Below are 18,979 nucleotides of genomic sequence, written 5' to 3'. Positions count from 1 at the left end.
ACATATATGCACGTACAAACAGTAGTAATACAACAAAGGGTGTCAGGCACCACAAAAAGACATTTGTCCGTGTGGGGTGGACACTGCCGGTGTAAGCTACTATTTTGCGGCGCTAAATCGAGGTTTTTTTCCTTTTGGAGATAAAAAAAAAGAGGAAAGTATTCCCCTTCCCCTTTGGTGCGATTTTATGAGTTTTTCTTTTCTGTCGTGTTTGGTTTTTCGTCTTGTCCGTCAGAGGACTGTTCGTCTTCTGCAGACTTTTCTAGGTCTTCAAGCTTTTGCTGCGTTTTTTGGCTTGGAGTCTCGATTGATTTTTTTTCATTCGAAGACTTGACTTCCTGTAACGCGCTCAACGATTTACCAAAATAGCTCGTTGGGTTTACGGCCACACCGTCTTTACGGATTTCAAAATGTACATGTGTTCCAGCTTTTTCATTAAACAAGCTTTGCCCAGCCTTAGCAAGGACATCGCCTTGTTTTACTTGTTCGCCAGCCTTAACCTTTATGTCTTTAACCGATTGATATTGAGTGACAATCCCTTTGTCGTGTTCAATTTCAATAACATTTCCAAGAACAGGATCATCCTCGACACGAGTGACAGTCCCGCTTAATGCTGCAACAACATCGAAGCTTTCGCCGTCCTTCACGGTAACGTCGATACCAGTGTTCGGCTGATACCTATTATTATAAAAAACTAACGCCGCTTCCTGGTCTTCTTCTTTACCATTGAACTCATAGAATTTCATCTTGACGACAGCATCCTCGGCCTTAGCCACTGGCATTTTGAAGCTTTCCAATGGTTTGTTAACTTCAACAGCTTTCGGCGGGTTCTTTTTACCAGTGAGATCAGTAGAGTTATAATTGTACTTGTCTGTGTTGCTGCTGCTCGCTTGGTACCATAGAACCCCGGTTAAAATGATAGCTGCACTTGCGATATAAATAGCTGGAAATACCCAACGCTTTTTGAAAAAGCGCTTTACGCTGGAACTTTGAGAAGATCGTTTGTTTTCTTCCTCTCTCATTTTCATCACCTCAGCAATCATTCTGAACAGATAAGTAGAATTATATACACTAGTCAAAAAATTTTTTTAAAACTTATTTTTCGACAGTGGCAATGTTTTTATGCATGAGAGTGTGAAAATTTTTTTCCAGTCTAAAAGAAGAAGCATTCCAATGGGCGCTGGTCTGTACATGCCCCCGAAACGATTTCCCGCACCTTGATTCCTGTATCCCTCTCTTTAATAGATTTCATGATTGTTTTGCTAGTCTTGGCTTTTGGTGACACCCCGGATATATTCCGGTTATGTACCGGTCTGTGCTCCAGGTGCAGCCACACCTTGGCGTTTTGGTTACACGACCGTCTCGCTGTTCCAGTCTTGCTCCCTATTGCCGGCCCTCTACGATCTTGTCACCGCTGTGGCTGATCATATATACCCGATTTTTATATTTTCCTGTAAAGGGTAAATTCATTGTGGCAAAAATTTTTCCTGCAACACTAATGGAATCAATATGGAGGAATGCCCGGAGCTCAGCGTTTGTAATCTTCGGTTTTATTAAAAGAAAATAATCGTCAATTGCCGGTATATGTGCTGTTTTGGACTTCATGTTACATTTCGGGCAGCACCAAGTTCCATGCCGATAATCAATTGGTATATAGTCACAAGTTGGACATTTAACTCCGGTGGGAATTTCGTTAGGAGATAAGTTGAATTGTTTGAGGATATCTGGATTTGCCGGAGTGTGCTTCGAAAGCAGAAGCCGTTTTAGTTTTCGCAGCTCTTTTGCATCAAGTTTATCCATCTGATGATAATTTGCTAATTGGTCTATTTTCTCTATCAAGACCTCACTATTGCAAATATGCCGGGTAATATGCTCGTTTCCGGGATCTGAGAGGATTAGAGTTTTTTCATTACTATTTACAAAAAGATAATGAACCGGAATATCCTTGAAATTATGGTCCTCCAACCAGCCTTTTAGCTTCCTGGCTTGCAGCTGTGCCTGTAAAACAGGATTTTTGATTCTTTCAGCTTGACCATTTCTTTTACAAGTAGCCTGATTAAATTCCTTTTCAAACTTCAATTCGCCGCCCCTGTTTTTCACCTCAAGCACTAAGGCAAAAGCCGCACAGAGAACTAGGAAGTCAATTTGGAAAAAGAAGCCCCTGTATTGCAGGCGAATACCGTGGTAAATTTGGTATTTTGAATCAGAAAGCATACTTAAATGAAAGTACATGGATTTCTCTCCACGCTGCCCTGCCAGCCGGCTTTTATACTCGTTCATGACGTCTGGCCATACAGGATGCTGTTCAGGGATTCTTCCGATAAGTGCTTCTAATTTTTGAATTCTTAATGATGGGGAACATTCTTCAATCAATGACATCAGTCCTTTCCTTTTTGATTCTATTTCTCTTGTTCCCTTCCATTTCCCTGCAAAAATCGACATGAATTTATGTCGATTTCGTGGACATTTAAAGGACTTTTTTATTTTATTTTTACTTCGAATGTTGGTACTGTTCGGGTTTGAGGATTTACTGTCGGTTTTGGAGATTTACTGTCCGGTTTTGAATCATTACTCTCCGGTTTCGGCGATTTACTCTCCACTTTTCCTCTTTTACTATCCACTTCCCTAAATTCACCCGGAAACCCGCGAAAAAGCCAGGCGGATAGCCTGGCTCAGGTAACTTTCCTCTCTACTATCCAGGATTTGCCCCCATTTTATTGAAAGTCTCTTCCCATAGCTCCTTTTTAAAAGGACTTTTTGATTTACTGTCCACTTTGGATCCTTTACTCTCGGGTTTTGAGGATTTACTGTCCGGTTTTGAATCTTTACTCTCCGGTTTCGGCGATTTACTGTCCACTTTTCTTCTTTTACTATCCTCTTCCCAAAATCCACCCGCAAACAAGCGAAAAAGGCAGGCGCACAGCCTGACCTAGGTAACTTTCCACTCCACTATCTGGGATATGACCCTTTTTTATTGAAGATTCCTTCCCATAGATCTTTTTAATTACCTTTTTTAAAGGACTTTATGATTTACTGTCCACTTTGGATCCTTTACTCTCGGGTTTTGAGGATTTACTGTCCGGTTTTGAATCTTTACTCTCCGGTTTCGGCGATTTACTGTCCACTTTTCCTCTTTTACTATCCATTCTCCAAAATCCACTCCCAAAACAAGCCAAAAAGCCAGGTGCGCAGCCTGGCTCAGGTTACTTCCCACTATTTCTGCGCCGTAATCGTCGCGAGCATTGTATCTGCTGAAGTAATTTCGACACCTTGATAATAGTGCTTCACAATTTTTTTATAATCCGCGCCTTCCGCTGCCATGCCGTTTGCGCCGTACTGGCTCATGCCTACGCCATGGCCGAAGCCCTTCGTGTTGATGACAATATTGTCACCCTTGCGCTCCCAGGAAAAATCAGACGACCTCAAATCAAGTTTTTCTCGGATATCCTTTCCAGTCAGTACCTTCCCATTGAAGTCAACCTTCCCGACGCGTTTTCCGGTCGTTTTTTCAACAACCTTCCCAATCGTTCCACCAGAGCCTATTTTCACGCCCAGCTTCTTTTCAAATTCCTTAATCGACAACACTTTTTGAAAATTAAACTTTGGCGAGTTTTTGTCCCATGGACTTGAAACACTTCTTAAATAGGGGTAGCTACCTGACCAGTAATCTTCTGAATTCTCTGTGTAACCGTTGCTTGTCGAGAAAAATTGCGCTGCTATTACCTCGCCCTTATAGGTTATCACTTGCCCGCTTGTTGCCCGGACTGCATCTAAAATCTTCTTCCTCTTCTCTTCGTACTTCGCCCCCCAATCCTTTTTCAATTGATCATCACTCTTGTAGGCTTGATGGATGGGGGTATCCGTAACCTGGGAACCCTTTGGCGTCCCCAGCGTGTCCTTCGTTATTAATCTTTTTACGATATAGGTTCTCGCTGTTAGTGCCTGGGCTTTGAGTGCTTCTTCCTTAAACTCCACTGGCATCTCAGCCGCCACCACACCGACAAGATAATCTTCTAATGGGACATTTTCAATTTTCGATTTCGCAGAACGATAGACGGCGACTTCAACCGCTGGGTCTACGGCCGATACGGCTGCCTGCGTCTCTTTTGCCGGGGGACCAGCCTTTTTGATTATATCCTCTCCCAGTTTTCCAATTGCACGGTGTTCCCCCGAAAACGGTAATACAAGCACTGCGGGAATAATCAAGGTCAGGGCAATGAGAAGTGATCCTAGTACGAAGAGTGGTTTGATTTTTTTCATGAAAGTGCCTCCAGTTTGTTTTTAAAATTCACAGCCCGCACCTGCACCGGACTGCATCTCAATAAAACATATGGAAGCGGACAAGCATTTATTACAGATTTTTTATCAAACAATGCAATTGGTGTCAGGCACCTTATTCCAGTAAAAGGAAAATGGTGCCTGACACCAAATACCATTAAGTGGTAATTACCACCCGATACCAACACCAAATCCCACAAAAAGGAAATCGGTGCCTGACACCACTGCCAAACACCCCTCAAATTCACACAAAAACAACAGGACCCAGCTCCCGCTAGGTCCCGTTGTTTTAATATTGTGTGTTATGCGTTCATGTCCGATACGTAATTCTGGACTTCGATAAAGGTTTCTTCTTCTTCTTTCACGCGTTCGATGTCGGCACCTAAGCTTGCTAGCTTGCCGTGGAAGTTCACGTAGCCGCGGTCTAAGTGTTTTAATTCGGTTACGCGTGTTACGCCTTCTGAAACCAAGCCGGTTAAAATTAACGCCGCTGCGGCCCGCAGGTCGGTTGCTGAAACTTCCGCGCCCTGCAAGTTCGATAAGCCATTTAAAATGACGGAACGGCCTTCAATTTTAATATCGGCATTCATCCGCCGGAATTCTTCGACGTGCATGAAACGGTTCTCGAATACCGTTTCGGTAATCATCGATGTGCCCTCTGCACGAAGCAGTAATGCCATCATTTGCGATTGCATGTCTGTTGGGAAGCCTGGATGCGGCATCGTTTTAATGTCAACCGCCTTTAAGCGCTCAGGACCGATGACACGGACGCCATCCTCTTCCTCAATAATCGTTACACCCATTTCCTCCATCTTGGCAATCAAGGAAGAAATGTGCTCAGGAACTGCGCCTTGTACCAATACATTCCCGCCTGTAATCGCCGCGGCCACCATGAAGGTACCTGCTTCGATTCTGTCAGGAATAATATTATGTTCTGCGCCAAATAATACATCGACGCCTTCAATCCGTAACGTTCCAGTGCCAGCGCCGCGAACGCGTGCGCCCATTTTGTTCAGGAAGTTTGCCAAATCAACGATTTCTGGTTCTTTTGCGACGTTTTCAATGATGGTTGTGCCCTGTGCAAGGGTCGCAGCCATCATAATGTTTTCTGTGGCACCAACACTTGGGAAATCCAAGTAAATTTTTGCTCCTTTTAAACGGCCGTCTACCTCCGCTTCGATAAAGCCATTTCCTACCTTCACCTTCGCACCCATTGCTTCAAAGCCTTTTAGGTGTTGATCAATAGGCCGGGATCCAATCGCACAGCCACCTGGAAGAGCAACTCGTGCTCGGCCATTACGTGCCAGTAACGATCCCATGACAAGGACAGACGCGCGCATTTTTCGAACATATTCGAACGGCGCTTCATCTTTTAACTCTCTGGATGCATCAACTACAACTGTATTGTTTTCAAACACCACTTCAGCATGTAAGTTGCGTAAGACTTCATTAATTGTATATACATCGGAGAGTGTAGGTACATCACAAATTACACTTTTTCCATCACTTGCTAATAATGTTGCAGCGATAACAGGCAGGACGGCATTTTTTGCACCTTCTACTTTTACCGTTCCGTAAAGCCTTTGTCCGCCGCGGACGATGATCTTTTCCAAGAGTATTCCCCTCCGCGTCCATTTTCTCTATATTAATATTCAATCGTAATGATTGGTGTGCCAACTACGATGGTAGTCTTTGCGCCCAATCGTTCGGAGCGTAAGCCAATTTGTAAATTCATGTTATTTTTTCGATTATCTATGAAGCCTGTAAACATAGGCGATGTCGCCGAAACAGACATGAAAGTCTCCTCTTTTAACGCTTCGATTTCTGTTGCATCAAAGCCAGACAGCAACTTGCTTAAAGTCGCAGGTAAAGCCGTATCAATCTTATCACTGACGGCGCCCTTCATACAAGAGAAAACTGTAGGTTTTCCTCGAAATATGTCGGTAAGCCTATTTTTAAATTGTTTGGTTGTGAAAAAGGTCTCAGACGACTTGTTCCACTCTTTTCCGTTGACACTATATACTATATACGCATTGACAGGTTGTTTTGTGTGGGTTGCCATAATTTGAAGCTTTTCGCTGTGGTGTTTAGCTGTTGGAGAAACTGCTGTCGCTTCCCATTTCTGGCCGGTACTTGTTTCTGACCAATCCCAATCGGGAAACTGTTGTTGAAGCTTTTTCGCGTATTCCTTCACTTCTTGCTCACTTTTCATGCCGGCTATATGCTCTCTTGCATAAAAAGTCCATTCATTGAGCAGAATATTCTCAGCTTGTAAAACTTTGCTGATTTTCGCCAAATCATGATTGCTTTTTTGAAAAAATAAATCGTCGACGCCATTCGGGCCGCCCTTAGCTTCAATTGTCTGATTCCCAATAACAACCAGTATAAAACTTATCATTGAAATCATGCATAAAAGAATCTTACTATTTCTGTTCATCTCCGTACTCCCCCTTACTACCATTGTTGCCAGGAAGGAGAACAGCATACTTGGGAAATGTCGTCACTTTTAGACAAATTTCAATTTTAAGACATACTTAGCTTTCCACATAAAAAAGATTGTACTCAAAATATCCGCAAAAGGGAACATGTAAGAATACCTAAATTTTTTCCAGTTAAGTATGTACAGCGGGGCTAGCCTACCTAATTAAACAGCATCGGCAGCTGCCGTGACCACTGGAGATAATCAAGGAAAAAGTTACTAACAGATGATCCAATGAAAATGGCTAACAATATATACAGCAATCGCCCCTGAAAGACGTGGTTTGCCTTCAGCAGCTTATCTAGGCGAATCGCCTGCAGCGCCCACCATGAAATCGCAATAAACAGCAAATGCGACACAATGCTAAGCAGCGCTAATTGGCCAAAGTCATTTATCATTCTGCTTCCTCCTTTTTACACACAATGATTATTCTACCATACTTGACGGATGAAAGTTGGAAAAGTTTCGTTTTAGGTCATATTTGGAAAATTGAAAAATCTGGACATAGGAACAGGCTCCGTGTCCCGCTCATAGCGGGGGACACGGAGCCTGCCCCTCGTCCCACTCTAATTCGCTTTGGAAGCGACAACAATGACTTTTCCCAGGTCCAATTCTTTTTCAAATCGCTCGGCTTCGGCATCTGATGCTCCCAAGGATTCCAGCTTCGCGCGGAGTTCATCTCCCCTGGTCCGAAAGAAGTTGGCGACAGAATCAAACACGCCTTGTTCGCCGACACCAATATCATTAATATTGAGGTTATCCGTTAGGTCTTCAGAGCGTTTTTTATCGTGAGCCAATAAATAAATCTCATCCTTCGTGTACCCCTGCTCGACGAAATTTTCAATTTCCTGTCTTGCTTCAACACCATTTTCAACTACTTTTACATTTTCCATTTTTATTCCTCCTTTTTAAGAAAGAGGTCTGACCCCCAGCGTGTTAACTCTGGAACGCAGCGGGGGTCTGGCCCCTGTTTGGTATTTAACCGTTTTTTGAAAAATTAAAACCCCTTTCCGACAATCTTCTAATTTTTCCATTCAGGGTTAGTAACCAATCCATCCTGGGTATATAAGAAAATAATCGCTGGGATTATTAATGGAGGTGTTTAATATGAAGAAACTGTTATGTAAATATTGTGGGAATGCGGAATTTTATGTGGTCAATCTTCACGAAACGGTCTGCAAATGCGGTTTGCGCTTAACGAAGCTTAGTGATTATCGGCGGGAAGGAACGAAACCAGCGGAATATCCCAGCCAAAAACAGCAAGCAGATCTTATTTCAAAAATTAGCATTTTAAAGCGGGAGATTGACAAGTGTCTGGACGAACGGGAACAAGAAGGTTTTCACCAGTTGTCATTGGAATTAAAGGGCTGCGAGGAGCAACTTCTACAATTGGAGGATACAGCTGACCAAGATCATTTCGCGAAAAGCCTGAAAGACAACAAAGATTGGTCTAATGGCAGTGACATTATTTTCTAGGTTTATGTTTTTCTAGCGCCGGGTACTTACTTACCATAGTTGATTTTCAAAAATAGAGAGGAGAGATTTTCATGGGATTTATTTGGTCATTAATTATCGGAGGCGTCATCGGCTGGCTGGCCGGACTCATCCTTGGACGTGACGTACCAGGAGGTATCATCGGAAATATTATCGCGGGGTTTATCGGGGCATGGCTTGGTTCCTTCCTATTAGGCGGCTGGGGACCAGTGATTGGCGGATTTTACTTCATTCCCGCACTCATCGGCGCCATCGTCCTAGTGTTCATCATAAGCCTCATCTTAAGAAATATAAAACGGCCTGCATAATACCGATACAAGAAGAGACTGCATATAGCTGCAGTCTTTTTTATTGTTGTTGCCTCTGACCAGAGCTTTTTCCGAAGAAACAAGGCATTTGCTTCTGCAAATGCCAGTATTTCCGCTTCATCTTACACCTGCACATTCACGCCTGCAAATGCCGGCATTTCCGCATCATAACACACCTGAAAACAACTTGGCAAAGGATTCCTTCCATTTGACAGCCATGCCCCGTTTATAAAATTCAACGGGGCGGATTCGCCGGCTTTCCATTAGATCTTCTTCAAATTGTGCCGCTAAATCTTGAATGGACTCTGTGCCTGTTAAAAACAAATTCACTTCAAAATTCAATTGAAAACTGCGCATATCGACATTTGCCGTTCCAATTGAGGCAAGATCGCCATCGACAATGATTACTTTTTTATGGAGAAAGCCTTTTTGGTACGAATAGATTTCGATTCCAGCCCGGAGCAATTCAGGAAAATAGGACTGGGTGGCATATTGGGTGAGAAAGCCGTCATTGGTGTCAGGCACAATCAGCCGGACTTGAATGCCTTTACGAGCTGCGACCCTTAGCGCGGTTTGGATGGCTTGATTGGGAATAAAGTACGGTGTCGCAATCCAAATCGATTTGGTGGCGCTCGTGATTAACGCAAAGTAGTGATCACTCATGTCACGCGTTTCGGGACCTGTGGCGACGACATGAACATGGCCATCTCCAGCTGCGGGCACCGGTTTCATATAGCGTTCGTCAGCAAATAGCTTCTCCCCGCAAACATACTTCCAGTCTAATAAAAAAACAGCATGAAGGGTTTGCACCGCTTCACCTTCCAGGACGACATGTGTATCACACCAAAAGCCAATCTTATCATCTTCGCCAAGGTATTCCACCCCGACATTCAGCCCGCCGATAAATCCAATTTTCCCATCAATGACAATGATTTTTCGATGATTGCGGAAGTTAAACCTTTGATTAAACCAGACAGGTTTGATTGGTAAAAAGGGCTGGACTTTAATCCCGGCTTCCAACATTTTTTTACGATCGGCTCCCGAAAGTGAGTAACTCCCGACTGCATCGTACATCAACCGGACTTCGACGCCTTCCGAGACCTTTTCTGTTAAAATTTCAACCAGCTCCTGCCCTAGCCGGTCATTTCGAAATCGATAATATTCCAGATGGATATAGTCTTTCGCAGCCATTAGCCGCTGTTTAATTTCCTGAAAGGTTTCTTCACCATTTCTTAAAATTTTTGTTTTAGTATTGCGGTTTTGATCGGTTAGCGTCACCCGTTCCAAATAACCGGCGAAAATACGCTGATGGTCATTTAACTTTGACAAATCCAGCGGGCGCTGTTTTTTGCGGAGCGCTTCGAATAGTCGGCGGTCGCTCATGCGCTTCGACTTAAATAATTCTCCTTTGACCACTAATTGGCCGGAATACACGTAGAAGATATAGCCAAATACAGGCAATAATACTAATATGTATGTCCATAAAAGCGTGTTTTGCGCTGGGCGGTTTTCAAGCCATAAGGCCAGCACCGTACTTAAAATGATCACACCGTAAAAGGTGATACACAGCGCTTTCCACTTAAAGGGCAGTCCAGTAAAAAAGACAACAGAGCAAAAAGCAATCATCACAAGAACAAAGAAAAATTCAAAGTGTCTTCGTTTCATCACAGGCGTTCTCCCCACATCTTTTTCACAGTAAAATACCCTTTTTATCAAACAACAAAACAGGGGTCAGACCCCCCAGCACGCGATAACCCAGCGAGAGTCCAACCCCTAATTTTTGGAAGATGGTGCCTGACACCTAATTCCTATTTCTGGAAAAAGGTGCCTGACGCCTAATTCCTGATTTTGGAAAAAGGTGCCTGACACCAACAGTGGACATCTAAAGTTTTCTATAGATTTTTTCCTGTGAGTTAAATTCTTTGTACTTCATTCTTTTTGGCATGAATAGGAGTGTTTCTTTACTTCCGAGTCCGATGAATCCTCCGTCAGCCAGGCTGTTGTGGATCAAGCTATGGACTTGCTGCTGCAGCTCGTTGTCAAAATAAATCAAGACATTTCGGCATAAGATCGCATGGAACTCATTAAAGGAGCCGTCCGTCACCAAATTATGCTGGGCGAAAATCAGATTCTCGCCCAAGCTGGGATGAAAATAGGCAAACTGATGGTCTGTTGTATAGTACTCGGAGAAGGAATTTTTTCCGCCAGCTTTCAAGTAATTTTTTGTATATTGCTGCATTTTCTTGAGTGGAAATGCTCCCTTTTGGGCAGCGGTCAGAGCCTTTTCATTCATATCCGTAGCATAAATGGTGGTCTTTTCCGCCAGTCCTTCTTCACGCATGAGGATGGCCATCGAATAGACCTCCTCCCCTGTCGCGCAGCCAGCGTGCCAAATCCGAATCTCAGGAAGCTCTCTTAATAGTGGCACCACTTCATAACGAAAGGCGGCAAAGAAACTGGGATCGCGAAACATTTCCGTCATCCGGATAGATAGATCATTCAATAATCGCTCCAAATAGCCGGGTTCGTGGAGGACTTTTTCCAAGAGAGCCGTAATCGACGGGAGCCGTTCCGCCTTCATGCGATTCAATATCCTTCGCTTCAAGGAAGCCCGTACATAGCCCCGGAAGTCATAGCCATACTTTTGAAAAAGTCCCTCAAGTAGCAAATTGATTTCTATCTCTTGTAGTTCGTTTAGCTCCATATCCTCTGTTTCTGTGAATAAACCAGAAGATCTGGGGATGGGTCTGTTGTTCAATCTCGTTCCACCTGTTCTGTCAGCCATACCCGCATCAATGAGAATAGCTGATCGATATTTAATGGCTTCATAATATAATCAGAAGCACCTGCTTCCAAACACTTGTCACGTTCGCCTTTCATTGCCTTGGCCGTCAAGGCGATGATCGGCAGAGTTTGCAGCCCCAAGTCGTGACGGATGGCCTTCATCGCCTCATAGCCCCCCATCACTGGCATCATGATATCCATAAAAATCAGGTCAAAATCAGGATGTACTTGCAGAACTTCGAGGGCGCGTTTGCCGTTTTCTGCTACTTGAACGACAACACCTCTGCTCTCAAGAGCCGTAACGAGTGCATACACATTGCGTCCATCGTCCTCTACGAGAAGCACTTTCTTTCCTGTAAACAACTGTTTGTCCGACATTTCAGTCTCGGTATATTCATCTGAATTTTCGGGCTCGGTTGGTTCATCCAAACAGAGGACTGCGGTTCGTCCATCCGAATATTCGTCCACAGTTCGTTTGCCCGAATTGTCTGCGATTCGTTTGCCCGAATTGTTCGCTCCAGTTCTTTCACCCGAATTGCCTGCCACAGTCCGTTCGTTCGCTGGCCAGTCTGCTTTTCCCTCTGTCCATTCTTGGTCCGAAGTAGTCCCGCTAGCGCTTGCCGCTGTTTCCTCAAGCGCCTGTTGATGATTACGGTCCTGATACTCCAGCGCAAGCTTGCTCGGAATATATAAGGTAAACGTACTGCCCTTATCGACCTCGCTTTGAACATCAATGACGCCGCCCAGCAAGCGGGTAAATTCGCGGCAGATTGATAATCCCAGCCCTGTCCCGCCATAAAGACGGTTCGTGGTGCCGTCAACCTGTTGAAAGGCATTGAAGATAATTTCCTGCTTATCGCATGGTATGCCGATTCCGGTGTCAGTTACTGAGATTGCGAGCATCACTTCTCCAGCTTGGACACCGTGGTTCGCTTCGCCTGCTTTGACATCGCGCATCGCTTCATCTGCATTACCACCAAGCAATTCCGCCGCCTTTTCCGGATCGGCAAGTTCGATTCGTACCGTTACCCCGCCCTTTTCCGTAAATTTAAAGGCATTGGACAATAGATTTTTCAAAATTTGCTGCAATCTTTGTCCGTCCGTCGAAATGACTGCCGGAACGTCCGGACCCGTTAACACCTCAAACCTCAAATTCTTTTTAGCCGCAACGGGTTCAAAGGTAGTTCTCAACAGCAGAGGAATTTCTGTCACGTTGACTTCATCTGTTAAAATTTCAATTTTTCCCGCTTCCACTTTCGATAAATCGAGAATATCATCAATCAGCCGCAGCAAATCTCCGCCAGAGGTATGGACGACGCGGGCATATTCCTCCACTTCAGACCTGTCCATTTCCGCGGTATTTTCCATCAGCATTTGCGAGAGAATGAGAATGCTGTTCAATGGCGTCCGCAGCTCATGTGACATATTCGCCAGAAAGTCGGTTTTGTATTGCGAACTCTGCTTCAGTTTCCGCGAATAATCTTCTAGTTCATCCTTCGCTATCTTAAGTTCTGCCGCTCGTTGCTCGGCAAATTCATTCTTCTCTTCTAAAAATTCATTGGTAATCCGCAGCTGCTCCTGCTGCATTTGCAATTCTTCGGATTGCGCTTGGAGCTCTTCCGATTGCGCCTGCAGTTCTTCGGTTAAAATTTGCGATTCTCCGAGCAGCCTTTCCACTTCCATCCTTCCCGCCACATTGGTAATTGCCGAACCAAACTTGTCCTGCAGCATGTCCAGTAAGGTCAGATGCTGGGAGAGAAACGGCTGCAGTGAGGCAAACTCGACCACTGCTTCAACCCTGTCATCCACCAAAATCGGCGCAATTAGTAGGCTGCGAGGGGAGGAAGCACCTAAGCCGGATGTCACTTTGAAATGATCTTCCGGCAGCTGATCAATGAGGAATATTCGTTTATCAAGGGCTGCTTGGCCGATTAACCCTTCTCCTAATCGGAAGCTTGCCGCAGCGTGTTCCTCATCTTCCAGCGCATAGCCGGCCGATTTAACATATTCCACCACCCCGTCCGCATCACTCCTGCGCAGATAAACGACCCCGTAGGTAGCTTCCAGTAACGGAGCAAGCTTCGTGATAAATGCTTGCGTCAATTCTTTGATATCGGTAATCCCTTGATACATCGTTGCTATCTCTGTCATGCTTTTCTGGACCCAGCTCTGTTTCTCGAGACTGCTTAGCAGCTTGTTCATCGCCTCAGCCAGTTCCTGGGTTTCGTCATGGGTATTCACTTTAATCCTTGCGGTCAGGTCGACCTCTGACTCTGTGATATGCGTAATGGTTTTCACAACCTGTTTAATTGTCTTCACGATTGAATTTGACAAGATAATCGCTGTGGCGATCGTAATCACCGTCACCAAAATAATAATCGCATACAAGGTTATTTTTAAGTTCATATTGCTCTCATTGAGCTGTTTCGTCCGTTCAGTCGTTATTTTCTTTTCATTGGCAAGAAAGGATTCAAATTGTGTGCGCAGCTGATCGGTTAATTTCTTACCGGTATTTTCGGAAAAATGCTTGTCCAAGGCAGCGGTGTTATTCGCCTTTTTTGAATTGATGACATATTCGCCGGAATTCGTTACCCAGCTCAAAATCAGCGGTTTCATCTCCTCCAAATTCCGCTGCTGCCTGCTGTTATCGGTTAACAGCGTATACAGTTTGTTGTAGTTGTTGAGCCAGCTGCGGCTCGCAAGATTATATGGCTCGAGATACTCGTCATTTCCCGTGATCACGTACCCTCTCATCCCGGTTTCCATGTCGAGGATATTTTTTTGAATCTGATTTGCAAGATCGTGGACCTCAATATCGTGTTCGGATACATAGTCTATCTCTTTCTGCAAAACTGTCATCCTGTTAATCACGATGAGCAGCGAGAGAACTAAGCAAATTAAGATCACTAAATAGCCAGTAATTATTTTCGCGTGGATGTTGTAGTTTATTCCTTTTATGTTGACCGCCCCCCCGATATTAATCGTCAGTTGAATCTCCCTTATTCTACCATAACCCGCTAACGGGTAACATTGAATTTGACCGCAGGCACCTAAATAAGGTCTTATTGCCCATTTTTTCGAAAAATTTGTCTAAGGTTTCAACAGATGCAGGAGCGGGTAAAGAATAGGTATCCTACAAATGGAGGTATGTAAAAGTGGTAAAAACGAAAGATAAAAACGAAATTATATCAGAGACACTTAACAAGCAGGTAGCGAATTTCTCGGTTCTTTTTATGAAGACACACCATTTTCATTGGTATGTAAAAGGAGAGAATTTTTTCACCTTGCATGTTAAATTTGAAGAATTGTATACGGAATCAGCCTTACACCTTGATACAATCGCTGAACGAATGCTGGCGATAGGAGTCTCACCAACGGCCACACTAAAGGAGCAATTGGAGATAGCTTCTGTCGAGGAGGCAGCTGGCGGCGAGAATGCGAGAGAGATGGTGCGAACTTTGGCGGATGATTTTAACACGATTTGCACTGAGCTTACAGAGGGAATAACAGCTGCCGAAGACAACGATGATCAGCCGACCGCTGATATGTTCATTGCGATTCGCACTTCTCTAGAAAAGCACAAATGGATGCTAGAAGCGTATTTGGCGGAGTAAGAATGGGGTTTTGTAGGGAAAGCAGGTGTCCGGTCGGATGGGGGCTGGCACCTGTGAATCTTCTAATTTGATTTTTTAGGTTTTTGGGTTTTTCCACTCACGGGCACTGTGAACTTTTCATAGTGCCCGTCTTTGGCTTTTTTTCATGCGCACGGGCACTCTGAACCTCTTAGAGTCCCCGTCTTTGACGTTTTTCCATGCGCACGGGCACTGTGAACCTCTCAGAGTGCCCGTCTTTGGCGTTTTTCCATGCGCACGGGCACTCTGAACCTCTCAGAGTGCCCGTCTTTGGCGTTTTTCCATGCGCACGGGCACTCTGAACCTTCCAGAGTGCCCGCCCCTGGCGGTTTTTGACGCTCATGGGCAATGTGAATGATTAATTGTGACCGTTTTGACAAAAAAAGCCCCGCAGCGGGCACAATAAAAATTATTTGTGACCGTTTAAACGAAAAAAGTCCCTCACTGGGCACAATAAACCATTCAAGGGAAAGTGGAAGCACTATTAAAGTACGCCTCCACGCTCACCATCACCATCACCATCATGCTCCTGCACCCCATCAGCTCGTCGCAATCATCACCAAACAAATATCATCCTTTTGGGGATTTGTGAGCTCGCAGCTTGGCTGCAGCCGCTGAAGCATCGCCGCTGGATCAGCGCCGGCTCCTTCCTCTTGTAAACAGCTGATTAGCTTCACAACTGCATCCTCGTATTCTTCCTCCAGCCATTCCGACAACCCATCGGTAAACAGCAAGATCCGTGCATCATCCTTGTACGAAATGACGCCTTTACTCACTTCTATTTCATCAAAAAAACCTAGAGCGGGGCAGCCTTTCTCCAGCAGCCTCACTTCACCATCGACAAGCGCAATCCCCGCTGGGTGGCCAGCATTCACGTATTCTATCGACTGCTTTTCCGTGTCGAGCACAAAGTAAATCGCAGTGAAATAATAGTTGATTAAACTATCATTGTGGAGCTGGTTCATGCGCCAGTTCAGTTCTTTCATCACGGCCTCCGGATCGCACAAACCGGTAATTGAATCCTTTAAGGCCGAATATATGTACATACACACGAGCGATGACGAAATCCCATGGCCCATCATATCGAGCAAGATCACACCATAGCGGTGCGGGCTAATCTGGTACCAGGCATACAAATCACCGGCAAGCTCAAAGGACGGCTTGTAGACCGCCGAAATCGTTACATCGTCTTTTTGGACTGGACCTGAAAGCATGCTGAGCTGCACTTGCTTGGCCAAATCCAGTTCATATTGAATCCGCTTATCCCGTTCCTTGCGCAAGTCCTTTTCAACCTTTAAGCGGAGGACGGAGCGAATCCGCGCCAGCAGCTCGATTTTATTGATTGGCTTCATCACATAATCAAGGGCGCCTGCATCCATCGCCTCGGCCATTTTATTGGAGTCTCCCATTGCCGTTACAAAAATAATCGGAAGATCGCGGAACCGCTCATTCCCGAGAATCGTGCGGCAGGCCTCAATGCCATCAATCTCCGGCATCATCAAATCCATCAAAATTAAATCGATATCCATTTCAGCGGGATTAGGCGCATCAAGCTGCAAATAGTCAAATAACTCCGCGGCAGATGACAGTAGCACCAAGCGTCTATAACCAGCCTTCATGAGGATTTTTTCAACAATCATGAGATTCGTTTTATTATCATCGACAATGATAATTTTCATCGCCATCCTTAGCCGCCTCCTCTGGGGTCAAACCCCTTCATATTAACGCGTTAAAGCGTCAGGAGTCTTCCCCCCCAGAGCTTTACGCAATTTTTCAAGCGCCTTCTTCTGCAAGCGAGATACATGCATCTGCGAAATCCCCAAATACTCTCCTGTTTCCTTTTGACTTTTATTAGCAATAAAAGTGCATTCGAGGATTTGCCTTTCTCTTTCTGATAAGACATGAAGGGCACTTTCGAGAAACAGCTTTTGGTCGACCTTTTCGAAGCCTTCCTCTACAGTTCCGACCATATCAAGCGTCGTAATTGTGCTGCCCTCGGTACCCGTTTCAATCGATTGATCAACAGAAGCAGCTTGATAACTCTTGCCCATCTCCATCGCTTCTAAGACTTCCTCTTCGGAAATCTCCATAAACGATGCAATTTCGTCAATCGTTGGTGAGCGTTGATATTGATTCGTCAGCTCGTCCACTACATTTTTAATTTTCGGCCACGTTTCTTTGATTCGCCGTGGTACATGGACACTCCACGTTTTATCCCTTAAAAACCGTTTAATTTCGCCAATGACAGTAGGAATTAAATACGATTCAAACGATCTCCCTACACCTGCATCATAGCGTCTGATCGCAGACAATAAGCCAATCATCCCTACCTGCACGATATCCTCATGCAAATACCTTCCCTTTGAATATTTCCTCGCAAGGCTCCCGACCAAGGCCGTGTAATGTTCCACCAAGACGGTTTGAGCCTCATCACTCTCGTTCTGTTGGAAATCTAAGATTAGGGCATCAATTTCTTCCTTAGTTCGTTTCATGGGTTGAGATGGTTGTGTCATGATTATCACGCTCCCCACTTCGGTTCTTCACCATGAATACCGTTACTCCGGAATGATTCAGTATCCGGACTTCATCCATAAGCGTTTCAATCAAAAATAGCCCTAACCCTCCTTCTGCCAGCTGCTCCACTGTACTTGATTCTGTGTATGGGCCGAGTTCGCTTTTTGTTTGTAAAAAATTAAAGCTCCTTCCGCTGTCGGCGACGACGATTTCCAATTTATCCTCGTAAATTCCGAAGCCGACGATGACTTCCCCGCCCTCGTCCTTGTTGTAAGCATGCTGGACTGCGTTGGTACTAGCTTCACTAACAGCAATTTTCATATCCTCAATTTCCTCATATGTATAACCCATCCGGCTGGAAATCCCTGATAATGTCAATCTAACAACACCTATATATTCCGGTTTCGCCGGAATCTTCATTTCGATATAATCCATCACTTCGCTCATCTTCCTCCACCCTCTGAATGTGCCGAAATATCTATTATGTTACTCAAGCCGGTAATTTCGAAGAGCTTTATTAGTCGATCCGATAACTCAATCAACCTTAATTCGCCGTCATGTTGCTTTAGCTGCTTAAATAGGCCCACAAAAACACCAAGTCCGGTACTGTCCAAATAAGATACATCCTTTAGATTAATGGTAATTGATTTATTTTCGCCTTCAGCCAGCGGCAATATTTCCTCCCGCAGCTTCGGTGCCGTAAACGCATCAATTTCCCCGCCAACCAGCACCACAATTCCCTCATCCTGCTGATGTTTATTTATGGTAATATTCATATTCTCACACCTTATAGATTTTAAATTGTACATACCCGCTTACAAAACTCGTAAACCTCTTTTTTTAAAAAAAAATTTTGGAAGCATGGGGACGGTTCTTTTATTATACCAAAAAATTCCGGTTGACTTAATAGACCATAGGTCCCAGCTGCTCCGTTCCCTTCACTACAACAAGCCAAAAGCCAGGCTTCATCAGCCTGGCTGTGTTATGGTGTTTTTCACCAACTCTTTTATCGGGATTAATCGTTATCTCGCTGTTTACTGCGGGCTTCTCCGCCTTTACGCCCGATCTCTCGATAAAAGTCTTTATCATGATTCTCGGCTGTCGCTTCTCCGCCTTTTTCCCCGATCTCTTGATAAAACTCTTTATCATGATTTTCGGCTGTCGCTTCTCCGCCTTTACGGCCAATCTCTTGATAAAAATCTTTACCATGACTCTCGGCTGTGGCTTCTCCGCCTTTTTGTCCGATCTCTTGATAAAAATCTTTATCATGATTCTTAGACGTTGCCTCGCCACCCTTACGACCTGCTTCCTCTACACTCATGCGTTCATTATTATTTTTAGCCATTATCAGTTCCTCCTTTAAATTTTTTATAAAATTGCTGCTTTTTTAACTAGCCTGTTCATTCGTTTTTACTTCATTTGCAGGCCTTCATATTTAAATCAACCTCCTTCTCATTTACTTATTTTCCATATTCAGGTTATCTTGATGC

The 18,979-nt window shown here is 44.5% G+C and carries 18 protein-coding genes; 3 read left to right on the top strand and 15 right to left on the bottom strand.

From position 1 onward, the window contains the following. Nucleotides 1-185: 185 nt before the first annotated feature. The 7 genes from AA980_RS22940 to AA980_RS22905 form a co-directional block, all read right to left on the bottom strand. Nucleotides 186-1,022: a M23 family metallopeptidase gene (locus AA980_RS22940; protein ID WP_024029653.1), complete on the bottom strand. Its 837-nt coding sequence runs from the start codon at nucleotides 1,020-1,022 to the stop codon at nucleotides 186-188. Between the two features lie 361 nt (nucleotides 1,023-1,383). After that, a complete protein-coding gene (locus AA980_RS22935) occupies nucleotides 1,384-2,379 on the bottom strand; it encodes a nuclease-related domain-containing protein (RefSeq protein WP_024029652.1) in 996 nt (331 codons plus the stop codon). Between the two features lie 834 nt (nucleotides 2,380-3,213). Continuing rightward, nucleotides 3,214-4,260 carry a stage II sporulation protein D gene (spoIID, locus tag AA980_RS22925; protein WP_024027136.1) on the bottom strand — a complete coding sequence of 349 codons (1,047 nt, stop codon included), beginning with the start codon at nucleotides 4,258-4,260 and terminating at the stop codon, nucleotides 3,214-3,216. A 320-nt stretch (nucleotides 4,261-4,580) separates the two neighbouring features. Then, nucleotides 4,581-5,891, bottom strand: a complete 1,311-nt coding sequence (gene murA / locus AA980_RS22920) for a UDP-N-acetylglucosamine 1-carboxyvinyltransferase (RefSeq protein WP_024027135.1) — start codon at nucleotides 5,889-5,891, stop codon at nucleotides 4,581-4,583. Between the two features lie 32 nt (nucleotides 5,892-5,923). Further along, nucleotides 5,924-6,715 (bottom strand): YwmB family TATA-box binding protein, encoded by a 792-nt coding sequence (locus tag AA980_RS22915; protein ID WP_024027134.1) that lies wholly within the window; start codon nucleotides 6,713-6,715, stop codon nucleotides 5,924-5,926. A 203-nt stretch (nucleotides 6,716-6,918) separates the two neighbouring features. Beyond that, nucleotides 6,919-7,155, bottom strand: a complete 237-nt coding sequence (locus tag AA980_RS22910) for a DUF1146 family protein (protein ID WP_024027133.1) — start codon at nucleotides 7,153-7,155, stop codon at nucleotides 6,919-6,921. A gap of 168 nt (nucleotides 7,156-7,323) precedes the next feature. Continuing rightward, nucleotides 7,324-7,650 carry a general stress protein gene (locus tag AA980_RS22905; RefSeq protein WP_024027132.1) on the bottom strand — a complete coding sequence of 109 codons (327 nt, stop codon included), beginning with the start codon at nucleotides 7,648-7,650 and terminating at the stop codon, nucleotides 7,324-7,326. A gap of 214 nt (nucleotides 7,651-7,864) precedes the next feature. Between AA980_RS22905 and AA980_RS22900 the strand changes: the two genes are divergently transcribed. Then, nucleotides 7,865-8,233 (top strand): IDEAL domain-containing protein, encoded by a 369-nt coding sequence (locus tag AA980_RS22900; protein ID WP_024027131.1) that lies wholly within the window; start codon nucleotides 7,865-7,867, stop codon nucleotides 8,231-8,233. A 71-nt stretch (nucleotides 8,234-8,304) separates the two neighbouring features. Then, entirely contained in the window at nucleotides 8,305-8,559 is a 255-nt protein-coding gene (locus tag AA980_RS22895; RefSeq protein ID WP_024027130.1) for a GlsB/YeaQ/YmgE family stress response membrane protein, read from the top strand. A gap of 165 nt (nucleotides 8,560-8,724) precedes the next feature. Here the strand turns inward: AA980_RS22895 and cls are convergent, their stop codons facing one another. The 3 genes from cls to AA980_RS22880 all read right to left on the bottom strand — a co-directional run bounded on the left by cls (nucleotide 8,725) and on the right by AA980_RS22880 (nucleotide 14,202). Next, complete coding sequence (cls, locus tag AA980_RS22890) at nucleotides 8,725-10,224, bottom strand: cardiolipin synthase (protein WP_024027129.1); 1,500 nt, start codon at nucleotides 10,222-10,224, stop codon at nucleotides 8,725-8,727. 217 nt (nucleotides 10,225-10,441) lie between these two features. After that, on the bottom strand, nucleotides 10,442-11,263 hold the full coding sequence (locus tag AA980_RS22885; RefSeq protein WP_034723347.1) for a CheR family methyltransferase: 822 nt from the start codon (nucleotides 11,261-11,263) through the stop codon (nucleotides 10,442-10,444). Between the two features lie 50 nt (nucleotides 11,264-11,313). Then, nucleotides 11,314-14,202, bottom strand: coding sequence for a CHASE3 domain-containing protein (locus tag AA980_RS22880; RefSeq protein WP_407937480.1), 2,889 nt, complete (start codon nucleotides 14,200-14,202; stop codon nucleotides 11,314-11,316). A gap of 296 nt (nucleotides 14,203-14,498) precedes the next feature. Between AA980_RS22880 and AA980_RS22875 the strand changes: the two genes are divergently transcribed. Then, on the top strand, nucleotides 14,499-14,957 hold the full coding sequence (locus AA980_RS22875) for a Dps family protein (RefSeq protein ID WP_024027126.1): 459 nt from the start codon (nucleotides 14,499-14,501) through the stop codon (nucleotides 14,955-14,957). Nucleotides 14,958-15,514: 557 nt separating this feature from the next. Here AA980_RS22875 and AA980_RS22865 read toward each other — a convergent pair. From AA980_RS22865 to AA980_RS22845, 5 genes are all read right to left on the bottom strand, one after another. After that, nucleotides 15,515-16,654 (bottom strand): PP2C family protein-serine/threonine phosphatase, encoded by a 1,140-nt coding sequence (locus AA980_RS22865; RefSeq protein ID WP_034723345.1) that lies wholly within the window; start codon nucleotides 16,652-16,654, stop codon nucleotides 15,515-15,517. A gap of 42 nt (nucleotides 16,655-16,696) precedes the next feature. Further along, nucleotides 16,697-17,488 (bottom strand): RNA polymerase sigma factor SigB, encoded by a 792-nt coding sequence (gene sigB, locus AA980_RS22860; RefSeq protein ID WP_024027123.1) that lies wholly within the window; start codon nucleotides 17,486-17,488, stop codon nucleotides 16,697-16,699. Further along, nucleotides 17,454-17,936 carry an anti-sigma B factor RsbW gene (gene rsbW / locus AA980_RS22855; RefSeq protein ID WP_024027122.1) on the bottom strand — a complete coding sequence of 161 codons (483 nt, stop codon included), beginning with the start codon at nucleotides 17,934-17,936 and terminating at the stop codon, nucleotides 17,454-17,456. Before rsbW ends, sigB begins: the two co-directional genes overlap by 35 nt. Then, a complete protein-coding gene (locus AA980_RS22850; protein WP_024027121.1) occupies nucleotides 17,933-18,265 on the bottom strand; it encodes an anti-sigma factor antagonist in 333 nt (110 codons plus the stop codon). The genes rsbW and AA980_RS22850 overlap by 4 nt, the downstream gene beginning before the upstream one ends. Before the next feature lie 239 nt (nucleotides 18,266-18,504). Next, a complete protein-coding gene (locus AA980_RS22845; RefSeq protein ID WP_024027120.1) occupies nucleotides 18,505-18,834 on the bottom strand; it encodes a KGG domain-containing protein in 330 nt (109 codons plus the stop codon). Nucleotides 18,835-18,979 lie beyond the last annotated feature (145 nt).

The sequence above is a fragment of the Neobacillus vireti genome (genome assembly GCF_001026695.1).
GTDB lineage: Bacteria > Bacillota > Bacilli > Bacillales > Cytobacillaceae > Neobacillus > Neobacillus vireti.
This window is presented reverse-complemented; position numbering and strand designations above follow the sequence as displayed.